This is a genomic window from Pseudoalteromonas maris (genome assembly GCF_049257235.1).
Taxonomy (GTDB): domain Bacteria; phylum Pseudomonadota; class Gammaproteobacteria; order Enterobacterales; family Alteromonadaceae; genus Pseudoalteromonas.
Map to the genome: position 1 here is coordinate 534,363 of NZ_JBMMUF010000001.1, position 14,912 is coordinate 549,274.

At 46.4% G+C, this 14,912-nt stretch carries 11 protein-coding genes; 4 read left to right on the forward strand and 7 right to left on the reverse strand.

What is annotated here, in order from left to right; translation table 11 throughout:
• Positions 1-17 precede the first annotated feature (17 nt).
• Positions 18-638 (reverse strand): GTP cyclohydrolase II, encoded by a 621-nt coding sequence (locus AAEU32_RS02655; RefSeq protein WP_421968973.1) that lies wholly within the window; start codon positions 636-638, stop codon positions 18-20.
• Between the two features lie 257 nt (positions 639-895).
• Here AAEU32_RS02655 and AAEU32_RS02660 point away from each other — a divergent pair, with 257 nt between their 5' ends.
• Positions 896-1,291: a rhodanese-like domain-containing protein gene (locus AAEU32_RS02660; protein WP_421968974.1), complete on the forward strand. Its 396-nt coding sequence runs from the start codon at positions 896-898 to the stop codon at positions 1,289-1,291.
• Here the strand turns inward: AAEU32_RS02660 and AAEU32_RS02665 are convergent.
• The 4 genes from AAEU32_RS02665 to AAEU32_RS02680 form a co-directional block, all read right to left on the reverse strand.
• Positions 1,278-1,922, reverse strand: coding sequence for a 3'-5' exonuclease (locus AAEU32_RS02665; RefSeq protein ID WP_421968975.1), 645 nt, complete (start codon positions 1,920-1,922; stop codon positions 1,278-1,280). The two genes, AAEU32_RS02660 and AAEU32_RS02665, sit on opposite strands and share 14 nt — an antisense overlap.
• Positions 1,923-1,924: 2 nt before the next feature.
• Complete coding sequence (locus tag AAEU32_RS02670) at positions 1,925-3,778, reverse strand: DUF294 nucleotidyltransferase-like domain-containing protein (protein ID WP_421968976.1); 1,854 nt, start codon at positions 3,776-3,778, stop codon at positions 1,925-1,927.
• A 150-nt stretch (positions 3,779-3,928) separates the two neighbouring features.
• Positions 3,929-5,653, reverse strand: coding sequence for a sodium:solute symporter family protein (locus tag AAEU32_RS02675; RefSeq protein ID WP_421969050.1), 1,725 nt, complete (start codon positions 5,651-5,653; stop codon positions 3,929-3,931).
• Positions 5,654-5,664: 11 nt separating this feature from the next.
• Complete coding sequence (locus AAEU32_RS02680) at positions 5,665-5,928, reverse strand: DUF4212 domain-containing protein (protein WP_421968977.1); 264 nt, start codon at positions 5,926-5,928, stop codon at positions 5,665-5,667.
• Between the two features lie 323 nt (positions 5,929-6,251).
• Here AAEU32_RS02680 and AAEU32_RS02685 point away from each other — a divergent pair, with 323 nt between their 5' ends.
• Together AAEU32_RS02685 and purU are read left to right on the forward strand one after the other, a co-directional pair.
• On the forward strand, positions 6,252-9,680 hold the full coding sequence (locus AAEU32_RS02685; protein ID WP_421968978.1) for a PAS domain-containing hybrid sensor histidine kinase/response regulator: 3,429 nt from the start codon (positions 6,252-6,254) through the stop codon (positions 9,678-9,680).
• 220 nt (positions 9,681-9,900) lie between these two features.
• Positions 9,901-10,734, forward strand: a complete 834-nt coding sequence (gene purU, locus AAEU32_RS02690) for a formyltetrahydrofolate deformylase (protein WP_421968979.1) — start codon at positions 9,901-9,903, stop codon at positions 10,732-10,734.
• Positions 10,735-10,784: 50 nt separating this feature from the next.
• Here purU and AAEU32_RS02695 read toward each other — a convergent pair whose 3' ends face one another.
• Positions 10,785-11,450, reverse strand: a complete 666-nt coding sequence (locus AAEU32_RS02695; RefSeq protein WP_421968980.1) for a LuxR C-terminal-related transcriptional regulator — start codon at positions 11,448-11,450, stop codon at positions 10,785-10,787.
• A gap of 91 nt (positions 11,451-11,541) precedes the next feature.
• Entirely contained in the window at positions 11,542-13,482 is a 1,941-nt protein-coding gene (gene acs / locus AAEU32_RS02700) for an acetate--CoA ligase (RefSeq protein ID WP_421968981.1), read from the reverse strand.
• Between the two features lie 258 nt (positions 13,483-13,740).
• Between acs and AAEU32_RS02705 the strand changes: the two genes are divergently transcribed.
• Complete coding sequence (locus AAEU32_RS02705) at positions 13,741-14,901, forward strand: DcaP family trimeric outer membrane transporter (RefSeq protein WP_421968982.1); 1,161 nt, start codon at positions 13,741-13,743, stop codon at positions 14,899-14,901.
• Positions 14,902-14,912: the final 11 nt, after the last annotated feature.

Here is a 14,912-nt window from a genome sequence, read left to right on the forward strand (position 1 = left end):
CCCTTATTCTGCTGATATTATGCTTTGTTTATTTTTTTGATATCTAACATGTGCGCGCCATGTTTTATTTTAGTTTCAAGGTAGGCTTGGTTGCCCGTTTGTCCAACCTTGATATGCGCACTGGTACCAACCACACTTTTCACGTCTATGCCGTTGTCACGCAAGGCATCAAGTTTCTTTGGGTTATTAGTCATGAGTTTAACTTGCGAGATGCTCAACGCTTTGAGCATCAGCACCGCGTCAGAAAATTCCCGTAAGTCGTCGGCAAAACCCAATTGATTGTTCGCTTCGTAGGTGTTCATGCCTTGTGACTGTAGCACGTAAGCATCAAGCTTATTGTACAAACCAATACCACGACCTTCTTGGCGTAAATATAACAATACCCCGCCCTGTTCGTGCATCAGTTCAATGCACTCATTGAGCTGCTCGCCACAGTCACAACGGCTAGAGTGAAACACATCACCAGTGAGGCATTCAGAGTGCATTCGAATTAATGGAGTGCCTTGCTTGTCGGCTTCATTGAAAATTAAAGCCACGTGTTCTTGGCCATCTTTTAAACCATCAAAAGAGACTATTTCAGCAGGGATATCACTTTTTTTGCCCACATTTAAGTGGACTCTCGCTCTGACTTCAGCCACGACTATTCACTCTGTACAGATAAGTATTGTTACAATATAACAAAGCTGGCCCGCAAGGTCAGCTTGTATAAGCTGGTAAATGGGGGTGATGATAGCATGAAACAAGTACTAGCCGCGACGTTCTATCACAAGAATCACGCACTAACAGCGTTATGCATTGGTTAGGGCGACAAATACACCTTATGCGTATAGAGTAATGTATACTCATCAAAGCCTATACTTATTCACTTACTAAGTATGTAACACAAGGAAAAACAATGAGAAACGTTACTATTGCCGCATTTTGCGCACTTGCTAGCATCGCATTTACTACCCCGAGCTGGGCACAAGACAAAGCACAAGATATTAGCCAACAACAACTGATGGTTGACCGTTTTGCAGCGCAACCAATGCAGCTTCTGGATGTACGCAGCAGCGATGAATACCAACAAGGTCATATCAAGGGTGCGATGAATATCAGTTTTGATGTTTTGGCTGATCACCTCGAACAGCTTGATAAAGACCGTCCTATTGTGGTGTATTGCCGCAGCGGTCGCCGCGCAGGTAAAGCTATCGATACCCTTTTGCAAAACGGCTTCACTCAGGTTTACCATTTAGAGGGTGATATGAATGGTTGGCAGGAGCAAAAACTGCCGCAGATCAGCCAGCCGTAATAAGGTCACTCAAAGGCACTGGCGCTTGCTTACTCATGTGATTAGCTTGCGCCATAAAGAATTCCGCCGTTGCCAGAGCATCACTGAGCGCATCATGAGATGTGTGAACTGGTAATTCATACCTTTGCCTACACGCCTGTAACGAAAGCGAATCCTGTGCAATATCAACCCCTTGCCGGGCCAGTCTGCGTTGCTCAATTTTCAGAGTATCAAGAATAATGCGGGGTAACTCAATGCCATGTTGCTTACAAGCGACATTTAAAAACCGCGTATCCAGTAAGCTATTGTGAAAAACCAACACCGAATCTTGGCAGACCTGACTAAAGCGCGCCAATATATCGGCCATTGATAAACCTTCATCCGCTAATTGCTGCTCTGTAATTCCATGATAAATGGGTGATTGATCCAGTTTTAGCACACCACCATGAAGCAAATGACCACTTTTATGTAATTTTATTCGTTGCTGCTCTATCACCACCCATGCCAGTGACACCACCTCGTGCTCTTTAGGGTTGAGACCCGTAAGCTCGAGGTCAACCACTACGAACCGATGCTCATTCCAAGGCAATGACAAGCCATGATTGTCAAAACCGAACTTGGATATAAGTTGCTGCCACCACGAGTAAGTCACAACTACAAGCTTCCTCGGGCAAATTTAAAGCTTGCCGCCTGCTGCGCTTGGCGGACTAAATAAAACGCTTCTTTAAGCTGATGGCGCTCCAACGAAGTCAGTGAATCTGGATTAATACAGTTACTGGGTAATGACTCACCGCTAAGCTGCGCATGTAAGCGCAATTGCGTGAGATAGCGCCAGCAGTCTTTTAAATCAAAAATATCTTTTTTCGATAATAATTGTGTCTTAGTCAGGGCATCCAAGCGCTCCAATGTGCTGGCGTAGCGGATATTTCCTTGCAGTGCATACAGGCGCACAATGTCATTTATGATCACGATACCGCGACGTTTTAAATCGATATAGCGATGATGCTGCTCATCCTTTTGGGTTTTTAACTGATTAAATAAGCCAATGGGCACCGAGTTAAGGTTCAGCTCGCTGGCAAGTGCGCGATAAAATAACTGGTCTGGTTTAAGTGCCGACAATGCTTTGCTGAAATCAGCAAACAACCCACTTGAACCCGAGATAAATCGCAAATCAAAAAAGATTTTACAATTGAGCATCGCTTCTGGAGTTGGGGTAGCTAGCCACTTAGCAAACCTATCAAGCCACCCTTTCACGCTAAGGCGACACTCACTATTACTCGCCATAATGTTGCCGGGGCAACGAACGATGCCACAGACATCCAGTTGCTCACACACAAATTCCCCCATGCGCCTGAAGTAATCGAGCTGTTGTTCATTTAAATCATTGGGTAATAACAGACCATTATCTTGGTCAGAATGTAAGGTCTGCTCCTCCCGCGCTTGTGAGCCAAAACAAATCCAACTAAATCGACTAGGTGCATCACCGTGCTGCTGTATAAAGAGCTGTATTAAACGAGTGGTTAGCGCATCGCTAATACCACTGAGCAACTTGCCAATAAGGCTAATGTCATCAATGTGATAAGCAAAGCCATCTAAGAGCTCAGGTACTTCTTGTGCGTAGCGCTTGAGATCTTTGACGCCAGAGGCTTTGTAAATGCGACCTATCAGCTGCACTGGGTCGCTTTTTTGCTGACGCAGTAAGTCGGTGGATGTCACCATACCCATTGGCTGATGATGCTCATTGAGCACCGGTAGATGATGAATATTATGCTTGAGCATCAGATGCATAGCAGAGAACACACGGTTGTTTTCAAAAATGAATTTCGGCTCTGCGGTCATAATCTCAGCAATGCTTTGGTTCGCATCAATGCCCGCCGCAAGCACGCGAGAGCGCAAATCTCGATCAGTGACCACGCCTATAAGTTGCTCTGTGTCTTGCTCATTGGCTTGCACTACCATAATCGACGAAACGCCATGCTCGGTCATAGTTTTAGCACATTCACCTATGGATGCGTCTGGCCCGAGTGTGACCGCTTGGCGCGTCATCAAATCAGCAATTTTACGCTCCGACCAGCTATCGCTGTGATGTTGAAACTTACTCGACAGCAAGCGATTAGAGTGAGCGCGCACAAAGTATTGCTCGAAGGCTTTGTACTCACGGCGTAAATAATCAAAATCGTGCTGATTGAGCATGTACACCAAGGCGTCGTGTTTTACCTCAATACGATTTTTTATTGCCTCGCCACTGAGCAATGATGGATAACCGAAGTAATCCCCTGTTGTGAGTCGTGCCACAGGCTCTGAGTCAGGTGCCACCAGCTCTATCACGCCACTGCGAATCAAGAATAGTTTTGGATTAACGGAGTCTAGCCACTGAATTTGATTCTCACGGGTGACATAAATCACTTCAAGGTGATGGCAAAAGTAGTCACACGCTGACTCTGGCAGCGCATTGAAAGGCGCTTGTTGGGCTACAAAGTCGAGAACATCCTGATGTTGCGCACTCATAAATGACATCCTAATTGCTATACATGCGACGTACCACGCGTCGGCATCGCAAACACCGACTCGCTATACATACAATCTAGGACTAATCGGCAGACAAAAAAAGCCCGACCTTGGTCTAAGGTCGGGCTTTGGTTTTTCTAATGATATGAATTAATGAGCGTGAGCTGCTGAAGAACCTTTAGGGTTACGGATACCTTCAACCATCTCTTTGATCTCTTCTGGTGTTTCCGCTGTCATGCGCTGAACTGCGGCTGCAACAACAAAGTTAACAACCATACCCACGATACCAATACCTTCCGGTGAAATACCGAGGAACCAGTGTTCAGGGCTGTTCAACTCAGGGCTTACAAACTTGAAGAAGATGATGTATGCCGCGGTGAAACCAATACCGGTTACCATACCAGCGATAGCACCTTCTTTATTCATGCGCTTAGAGAATATACCCATAATGATTGCAGGGAAGAAACTCGCAGCAGCTAGGCCGAAGGCGAACGCCACCACCGAGGCCACAAACCCAGGCGGGTTGATACCGAAGTATGCCGAGATACCAATGGCCACCATGGCCGCAAGACGTGCAGCTAACAGCTCTTGCTTGTCGCTAATATCAGGTTTCAAGGTGCGTTTGAGCAAATCATGAGACACTGACGTTGAAATGACCAACAGTAAACCTGCGGTTGTCGACAGAGCCGCGGCAATACCACCAGCAGCAACCAGTGCAATCACCCATGCTGGTAAGTCGGCAATTTCAGGGTTTGCTAATACCATGATATCGCGGTCAACTTTCACTTCGTTCGCGCTTGCAGGGTCATCAATCTTGCCTGCTGCGTAGAACATGCGACCGTCGCCATTCTTATCATTGAAAGCAATAAGGCCCGTTCTTTCCCAATTCTTAATCCATTGTGGCGCTTCTTCGTAGAGCGTACCGCTACCGTCTTTACCATTGATAGTATCAATCATGTTTACACGGGCAAACGATGCAACAGCAGGTGCCGTAGTGTATACAATTGCAATAAATACCAAGGTCCATGCCGCTGAGATACGGGTGTCACGCACGCGAGGAACCGTGAAGAAGCGAACAATAACGTGTGGCAAACCAGCGGTACCAACCATGAGGGCTCCGGTGATTGCAAACACGTCAATCATGCTCTTGGACCCCTCAGTATATTGGGCAAATCCGAGTTCGGTGCTCAGTCCGTCGAGTTTATCGAGCAAATACATGCCCGAGCCATCAGAGAGCGTCGCGCCAAAGCCCGTTTGAGGTAGCAAATGCCCGGTCATCATCAAAGAAATGAAAATAGCAGGAACTAGGTATGCAAATACTAAAACACAATACTGAGCCACTTGGGTGTATGTGATCCCTTTCATACCGCCGAGTACAGCGTAGAAGAATACAATCACCATACCGATGTATACGCCAGTTTCAATGTCTACTTCCAAGAAGCGCGAGAACACCACGCCCACACCACGCATTTGGCCTGCAATGTATGTGAAACAGATGAAAATCGCACAGATAATCGCCACGATACGGGCTGCTTGAGAATAGTAACGGTCACCGATGAAATCTGGCACCGTAAACTTACCAAACTTACGTAAGTAAGGCGCTAAACAAAGGGCTAACAACACATACCCACCGGTCCACCCCATGAGGTATACACCACCATCATAACCTGCAAACGAGATGATACCCGCCATGGAAATGAACGATGCGGCACTCATCCAGTCTGCCGCAGTAGCCATACCATTAGCTACGGGCGGAACCCCACCACCGGCGACATAGAATTCATTTGTAGAGCCAGCTCGAGCCCAAATTGCGATGCCGATATACATCGCAAAGCTCAAACCAACAATTAGAAACGTAAAACCTTGAACATCCATCATAAAGCTCCTTATTCGTCTACGCCGTATTTCTTATCTAACGCATTCATTTTGTATGCGTAGACAAAAATAAGAGCCACAAAGGTGTAAATTGCGCCTTGCTGAGAAATCCAGAAGCCCAATTTAAACCCAAAGAAATGTACTTCATTGAGCACGTCGACTAACAAAATGCCGCAACCAAATGAAATGACAAACCAGACCGCGAGTAGTTTAAACACGAGGCTTAGGTTTTCACTCCAATAGGCTTTGGCATGTTCTGCATCTTTAAAAGCCATTTTGTATCCCCTTTACATCATGCGCCAAGGCATGATCGGTTGTTATCGTCACTATTGAATCTAGCAATGCTTTGGCAAGAGGAAATTTCGACCTTAGTCGTAACAAAAAATTAACCACTCACAGAAAAAACCAGTAAAAGCTATAACTATCATTGGTTTATGCTATTTTTACGACTGTAAATCGACGCGATTATCGAGTAAGGCAGCATGTAATACATTAGTCTAATATGCCTCGGTATTAAGGTTTTAGAGTATAAAATCACTGCTAATCATCAAGGGCTTTTGCTATGGTAAAAGCACTAATAAAAATAACGACCTAAGCCATGACACTTGCTTTAATACTGGTTTCTTTGTCCTACATTGGTGTACTTTTTTGGCTGGCAAACTGGGGCGACAAAACAACGCCTTGGGCACGCTATATTAGCCATCACCCATTTGTGTATGCCCTCTCATTAGGCATTTATTGCACGTCTTGGACTTACTATGGCGCCGTGGGCACCGCAGCCAGTAGCGGGTGGAATTATCTGCCAATTTTGCTTGGGCCAGTGTTACTCTTTGTGTTCTTCCAAGGCTTTTTACGAAAGCTGGTATTAGTGAGTAAAAAGCAAAACATCACCACCATTGCCGACTTCATTTCAGCCCGTTATGGCAAACGTCAACTCACGGCGATGCTAGTCACCTTCATCGCCCTGCTGGCGACCATTCCCTACATTGCGCTGCAACTCAAAGCGCTGTCGAATAGTTTTTTCTTACTTGCTGACGACACGCAAATTTCAGGGCAAACATTAGCCTTAGGTGGGGCGCTAGTGATGGCGATATTCGCGATATTTTTTGGTACGCGAAAAGTTGATGTCACAGAATACCGCTCGGGTTTAATGCTTGCCGTAGCGTTTGAATCGGTTGTTAAATTAGTGGCTCTGGGCGTAGTTGCTGCCCTTGCCTTGTACACCCTATATTCTTTGCCAGAGGCAGTTACCCTCGACAAAGTGTGGCAACATTGGCAAGACGCGCCGGTGATGACGTTTGGCTTTGTTGGCCAAACTTTGATGGCAGCAACCGCCATCATCTGTTTACCACGACAATTTCATGTCACAGTTGTTGATAACCAAGACATCAAACATTTACGCACTGCACGCTGGGCATTTCCTCTGTATTTAATTCTTACTGCGGGCATGATCCTACCTATTGCCAGCGCAGCTATTATGCCCGAGATAGGTCAAGGCCATAGCGCCGACAGTTTTGTACTTGCCTTACCTTTGCAAAGCGGCCACTGGGCAATGACAACCTTCGTATTTATAGGTGGACTATCCGCGGCTACAGCAATGATTGTGGTCGCGACACTCACTCTGAGCACCATGATTTCGAACGATGTAGTATTGCCACTGATCCTCAAACGAAAGTTTCGTCGCAATCAATTAAATCGCAGCTATCGCTCACGCATTTTACTCGTACGACGCTTCACCATAGGAGCGATACTGTTACTTTCTTATCTGTACCAAGAGTGGTTTGGACAAGGTGAAACCCTCGCATCAATGGGCTTGGTTGCGTTTTCTTTGGTGACGCAATTACTACCGGCCATTGTTGGCGGATTATATTGGCGCAAAGGTCATGCTTATGGTGTTTATGCAGGACTGACAGCGGGGGTCGTATGTTGGCTGTTATTTTTATTGATGCCGATTATGGATGCCAATGGCACCTTAGATACCATCGGTCAACAGACGCTTATCACCCAAGGTACGCTATTAGCGCTGTTTGCCAATATCTGTTGTTACATTAGCTTTTCTTTAGGGGCGCAAGAGCGCCTTATTGATCGTATTCAAGCCGCGGCGTTTGTTAATCCAATGGAGCAGCTCACTTACGCCAAACGCCTAAATAAAAGTGTTGATGCCACGGTGTATGACTTTAAAGTGCTGTTGCAAACATTTTTGGGAGCACAACGAAGTACTCAAGTCCTCGCCCATTACCAGCTCACCGAAGCATTGGGAGAAGACAACACCCCTCCGTCTAACGAGTTTATTGCCTATTGTGAGCGTGCCCTAACAGGGGTGCTGGGTGCTTCTAGCGCACAAGCCCTAATCCAGACAGTGGCCGCAGGAAAACGCTTGGCGTTTGAAGAGGTGGTTAACTTTTTTGACGAAACTACGCAAGCGCTGCGCTTTAATCAGAACTTATTATTCACATCATTAGAAAATCTCAGTCATGGTATTTCAGTCGTTGATAAAGATTTAAACCTGGTTGCTTGGAACAAACGCTACGCTGAAATGTTTGACTACCCAGAGGGGTTTTTACAACAAGAGCAACCCATTGAAGAGGTGATTCGCTATAACGCCGTACGCGGCGAATGTGGACCCGGAGAAATAGAAGCGCATGTAGAAAAGCGCGTTCGCCACCTGCGCAATGGCTCGCCGCACCATTTCATTCGTCATCGTCGCAATGGGCAGGTATTTGAAATGATTGGTAATCCCTTACCTGATGGCGGCTTTGTAACCAGTTTTTCAGACATCACGGTTCACATGGAGACACAAAACGCGCTTGAAGAAATCAACATGGACTTGGAAAACCGCATTGAAGCACGTACTCAAGAAGTGCGAGCTATGAACCAAGACCTCAAAGCGCAAATTGCCAGTCGAGAACAAACAGAGCAAGCATTAAAAGCTGCAAAGCTCGAGGCTGAACGAGCCAATGACAGTAAAACCCGCTTCTTGGCGCTGGCAAGTCATGACATTTTACAGCCTCTTAATGCTGCGCGGTTATACCTTGCAGCGATAGATGATAAAGAACTCAGTGCACACAATGCAGGTAGCATAGAAAAGCTTGGCGCCAGCCTAGACAGCACAGTGCATTTGATGTCGGCCTTGTTAGATATCGCTAAGCTTGATCAAGGGGCAATGAAGCCAACGCCAAAACATTTCCATATCGACGATATCCTCACACCACTGATTAACGAATACGCTATTTTATGTGCAGACAAAGGCTTACAACTTGAGTTGCGCTCCACGAATGCGGTGGTGCACAGTGACATCACCTATCTAAGACGTATCATTCAAAACTTAGTCTCTAACGCGGTCAAATACACCGAGTCAGGCAAAGTATTAGTGGCATGCAGAAAGCGTAAGCACCACTTAAGCATTGAGGTATGGGATACCGGGCTTGGGATCAGTGAACACGAACAAAATAAGATCTTTGATGACTTCTATCGCGTGGAATCTGGCGATAACAAGGGGGTTGGACTTGGCCTAGGTGTGGTTAAACGTATGGTAGACTTGCTCTCTCATAGACTGATCATGCGCTCAAATTTAGGTAAAGGCAGTTGTTTTAAAGTTGAAGTGCCTTACGGTAGTGAGCAGCGCATTTTGCAGTCACAAACAAACCATAATGCAGTGAATAAACAAACGCACTATCAAGTGCTGGTCGTAGATGATGAAGTTGCCAATATCGAGGCAATGACCCATTTACTGGGTAAGTGGGGAGCCCAGTGCCATACCTGCCAAAGCGCTGATGCGGCCCTAGAAATGGCCAACAGCGACCATGAATTTGACGTTATTTTAATGGATTATCAACTTGGAGGGGACATAGATGGACTCGCGCTCATTAGTAAAATTCGAGACATCCGCGGCCCCCTTCCTGCGATTTTGATTACTGCGGTGCGTGATGATGAACTTAAAAATAAAGCCAAAGCAATGGCTGTACACTACTTGTCAAAGCCTGTGAAACCAGCCAAGTTAAAATCGTTACTCAACCACTCTTTATAACAACAAGGCGCGAGTATAATCACTTCGCGCCTCGTCCTTAGAACATCAAGTTACAACAGCACCCCAAAGCATATAAGCGCCACATTGCTCGTACCGAAAAAGTCTGCGCATAATGCGTATACCAGCATACATATGTGATCAGATATTTATGCTGATGAGTATTTGCTGCATTCACGCCATGTTGGCGTCACTTGCACATGTAAGCAGTAGGAATGAGGATATGAAGAAGGTTTTACTGGCACAATGCCCAGACGAAGAAGGCTTAATAGCCAAAATTACCAGTTTATGCTTTGAGCATGGTCTGAACATTACCCGCAATAATGAGTTTGTTGATAAAGCGCATGGCCGCTTTTTTATGCGCACCGAGCTCGATGGCGACTTTCGCAATGTAGACTTACTAACCAAGCTCGAGCACAGCTTGCCGCAGGGCTCATCTGTCTCGTTGCATGGCACAGAAGCGACTAAGGTGGTGTTGTTGGCAACCAAAGAAGCGCATTGCTTAGGTGGCGTGTTATTAAAGTGTTTTGAACAAGCTCTGAACATAGATGTATTGGCCGTGATAGCCAACTACCCTGATTTAGAACCTCTTGCAAAAGGCTTTGGCGTCCCTTTTCACTGCATCAGTCATCAAGGTCTAAGTCGCGCAGAGCATGACCAATTAGTGGCAGATAAAATAACTGAATATCACCCGGATTTGATTGGCCTTGCCAAATACATGCGTATTCTGAGTCCTGAATTTGTGAGGCGCTTTGAAGGGCGCATCATTAACATCCATCACTCGTTTTTGCCTGCATTTATTGGCGCTAAGCCTTATCATCAAGCATTCGAACGCGGAGTGAAAATCATTGGCGCCACGGCACACTTTGTGAACAATGAGCTCGATGAAGGGCCAATAATCATGCAGCAAGTGCGCCCTGTAACGCACGCTGATACAGCAGAAGTCATGGCAAAGAAAGGGCGCGATGTGGAAAAACAGGTATTTTGTCAGGCCCTTGAGTTAGCCTCTGAGCACAAGCTGTTTATCAATGCTAATCGTACTGTGGTATTCGAATAAACCTTAAACCCACCGGCAATCCATCAGAGGGATTGCCAAATGGGGTGCTGTTAGTGTGTTTCTTGTTGTTGATTTTCCAAAGACTCTAATTGCAGTTTTGAGGCAATTAACACCGCCTGAGTACGGTTATACACCCCTAATTTACGAAAAATAGCGGTAATATGGGCTTTTACAGTAGCCTCTGAAATATTAAGCTCATAGGCGATTTGCTTATTCAATAGGCCCTCATGCAAGTAGCTAAGCACCTTATATTGCTGCGGTGTTAGCGACGATACTTGCGCGGCAAGCTCTCTTTCTTCGCCACTGATCGCTTGCACCTTATCTTTGATATTCTCAGGAAGCCAAGTATCACCTTCAAGTATCTCATTAATTGCAGCGGCAATTTCTTGGGCTGACGAAGACTTAGGGATGAAACCCATAGCGCCATACCCCATCACTTTCGATACGACATGTAAATCTTCACTGCCAGATACCACGGCAATGGGCAAATCGGGATAATCTTCGCGAATACGAATTAACCCATACAAATCACCATTGCCAGGCATGTGCAAATCAAGCAACAGAATATCAAGATCTTCATGGCTCTCAAGCACAGCAAGCGTGGTGTCGAAGGTGTCAGACTCAAGTATTTCCAATGGCTCAAACTGCTTTGTCAGTGCCCCTTTGAGTGCTTCTCTAAATAACGGATGGTCATCGGCTATTAAAAACTGACTCATTGTTCGCTCCTAAAAAATCGGCTGTCACGTTAACGTAACAGCCGATAGTCTATGTTCATAATCGTAAAATAATCAAGGTATTAACTCTTAATTATCGATTCAAGCGATTTTCAATCAGCTCATCAACCACACTTGGATCGGCAAGTGTTGAGGTGTCTCCAAGCTGTTGATGCTCATTAGCGGCAATTTTACGCAGAATTCGACGCATGATTTTACCTGAGCGTGTTTTTGGTAAGCCCGGCGACCATTGGATCATATCTGGTGATGCGATTGGGCTGAGCTCTTTGCGCACCCAATTGCGGACATCTTTGGTCAACTCATCACTCACAACAACACCGTCATTCGGGGTGATGTATACATAGATGCCCTGACCTTTAATGTCGTGCGGATAACCGACGACCGCTGCCTCTGCGACCGCCTCATGAGCAACAAGCGCACTTTCGATTTCTGCGGTACCAAGGCGGTGGCCAGACACGTTTAGCACGTCATCTACTCGCCCTGTGATCCAATAATAACCGTCTTCGTCACGACGACACCCATCACCGGTGAAATACACACCAGGATATGCCGAGAAGTAGGTTTGCTCGAAACGGTCATGATCACCGTACACAGTTCGTGCTTGAGACGGCCAGCTATCAAGAATCACCAGGTTACCATCCACGGCCCCTTCAAGGTTGTTACCCTCAGCATCAAACAATGCAGGTGAAATACCGAAGAAAGGACGTGTTGCCGATCCCGGTTTCATATCCGTTGCACCGGGTAGCGGCGTGATCATGATGCCACCGGTTTCAGTTTGCCACCACGTATCAACAATGGGGCACTGCCCATTACCAATGTGCTCAAAGTACCATGCCCACGCTTCTGGGTTGATAGGCTCACCCACTGAGCCCAAAATGCGCAGTGATGAACGCGTTGATGTTGCCGTTGGCTCATCGCCTTTGGCCATCAGTGCGCGAATTGCGGTTGGCGCAGTGTATAAAATAGTGACATTGTGCTTATCAACCACCTCACCCATGCGTCCAGCACTTGGGTAAGTGGGCACACCTTCAAAGATCACTTGTGTGCAACCATTCACCATAGGGCCATAAACAATGTAACTATGCCCGGTGATCCAACCCACATCCGCGCTACACCAGTAAATATCATCACCGTGTACGTCAAAGACATATTCGTGTGTCATTGAGCTGTAAACCAAGTACCCACCGGTAGAGTGGACGACCCCCTTAGGTTTGCCCGTAGAACCTGAGGTGTAAAGAATAAACAGTGGATCTTCAGCATCCATGACCTCAGGCTCACATTGAGCTGGTAAGTCGGCTACTAATTCATGCCACCATACGTCATGGTCGTGCCACTCCACGTCGCCACCGGTGAGTTGGTGCACGATTACGTGCTCAATTGTGGTCACACTGTCTTGATTAACCGCTTCATCAACATTGGCTTTAAGAGGTACGCAATTACCACCACGACGCCCTTCGTCCGAAGTGATCACGACTTTCGCACCGCTGTCATTAATGCGATCGGCAATAGCTGATGGCGAGAAGCCACCAAACACCACGGAGTGCACCGCACCAATTCGGGCACATGCTTGCATCGCATAGACGGCTTGTGGCGTCATTGGCATATAAATAGCGACGCGATCCCCCTTCTTTACACCCAGCTTACGCAAACCATTGGCAAGCTTGCACACCTCATCATGCACTTGTTGATAGCTGATGTGCTCGCTTTGATTTGGATTGTCCCCTTCCCAGATCAGTGCTGTTTTGTTGGCTTTATCTTTCAAGTGACGGTCAATACAGTTGTATGATGCATTGAGTTGGCCATCTTCAAACCACTTAATGCTGATATGACCTTTATCGAATGAGGTGTTTTTAACCTTGCTATAAGGTGAGAACCAGTCAAGGCGTTTACCATGCTCGCCCCAGAACTCCTCTGGGTCTGCAATGGATTGCTCATACAGTGCTTTATATTTTTCGTTATCGACTAATGCGGTGTTTTTGACGCTCTCAAAAACCGGGTAAATGCTCTGTGACATATCTGTCTCCATGTAATTTGTTGCCTACTGGCATGCCTGTGGGCCTGAGCAAAGCATTACCCAGCACCGCACGTTGCAACATTAGACCTTAGTATAAGATTTACTTCTTTATGTAAGCACATGCGCAACAGCACTGCCAATGCCTTTATTAGTGAGGTTTTTTCAAGGTTAAGACCTTAGTCGTAAGACCAATAGATAATTGCTCAAAAATGCTTCAGCGACCATGTTTGCATGGCTAGCTTGAAACAGGACAAGATTATGACAACACGCAAATTGATAACAAAAACACTCGTGGCAGCTGCGGTATGCGCTGCAACGTCATCAGCTTATGCAGCAAATATTGGCGACACGAGTGTAAGCTACGGCGGCTACGTGAAACTTGATGCTATGTGGAGCGATTTCTCTGCAGGAACTATCTCTGGGGATAGTATTGGTCGCGACTTTTATGTGCCAAGCACCACCCCAGTCGGTGATGATGCCGACAGTGACGCCGTATTCGATATGCATGCACGCCAATCACGATTCAATTTTGGCACCAGCACCAAGCTGGATAATGGTAAGTCGGTTAACACCAAAATAGAGCTTGATTTTATCGCCTCAATTGGCGGCAACGAACGTGTGACCAACTCCTACTCCCCACGCATAAGACAAGCCTACATCACGTACGACGGATGGCTATTCGGACAAGCCTGGTCGAACTTCCAAAATGTCGGTGCCTTACCTGAGACCCTTGATTTCGTAGGTCCAGCAGAGGGCACAGTGTTCAACCGCCAAGCACAAATACGTTACAGTACAGGTAACTGGTCTTTCTCGCTAGAGAACCCTGAAAGCACCATTACCGTTAACGGCGCACGCGTTGAAACGGACGATGCAGGGATACCTGATTTCACCGCACGATACAATCACAAAGCTGATTGGGGGGAAGTGGTTGTAACCGCGCTCGCCCGCCAATTAACTTATAAGCAAGGTGGTGCTGACGAGACTACTTCATCATTTGGCGTCAGTGTCTCGGGTAAATTTAATGTATCGGGCAAGAACAACATTAAATTTATGGTAACTCAAGGCTCTGGACTAGGCCGTTACGTTGGTCTCAATGTCGCACATGGCGCGGTATATGACGGTTCAAACATAGATGCAATTGATTCAACCTCTGGCTTTATTGGTTATCAACACCATTGGAATGAGCAGTTCCGCTCAACCTTCCTTTACTCATTCTTCGAAGCTGACAACAACACCGATTTACTGGCCTTTAGCGGCAACCCTACCGAAAGTAGCATGAGTTACAGTGCCAACTTATTATACTCGCCAGTCAAAAAACTCACTTTCGGTGTGGAATATAAACACGCTGAGCGCGAAACCGAAAGTGGTGCAGATGGTGACTTAGACAGACTGCAGTTCTCTGCAAAATACGCGTTTTAACCTTTCCAACT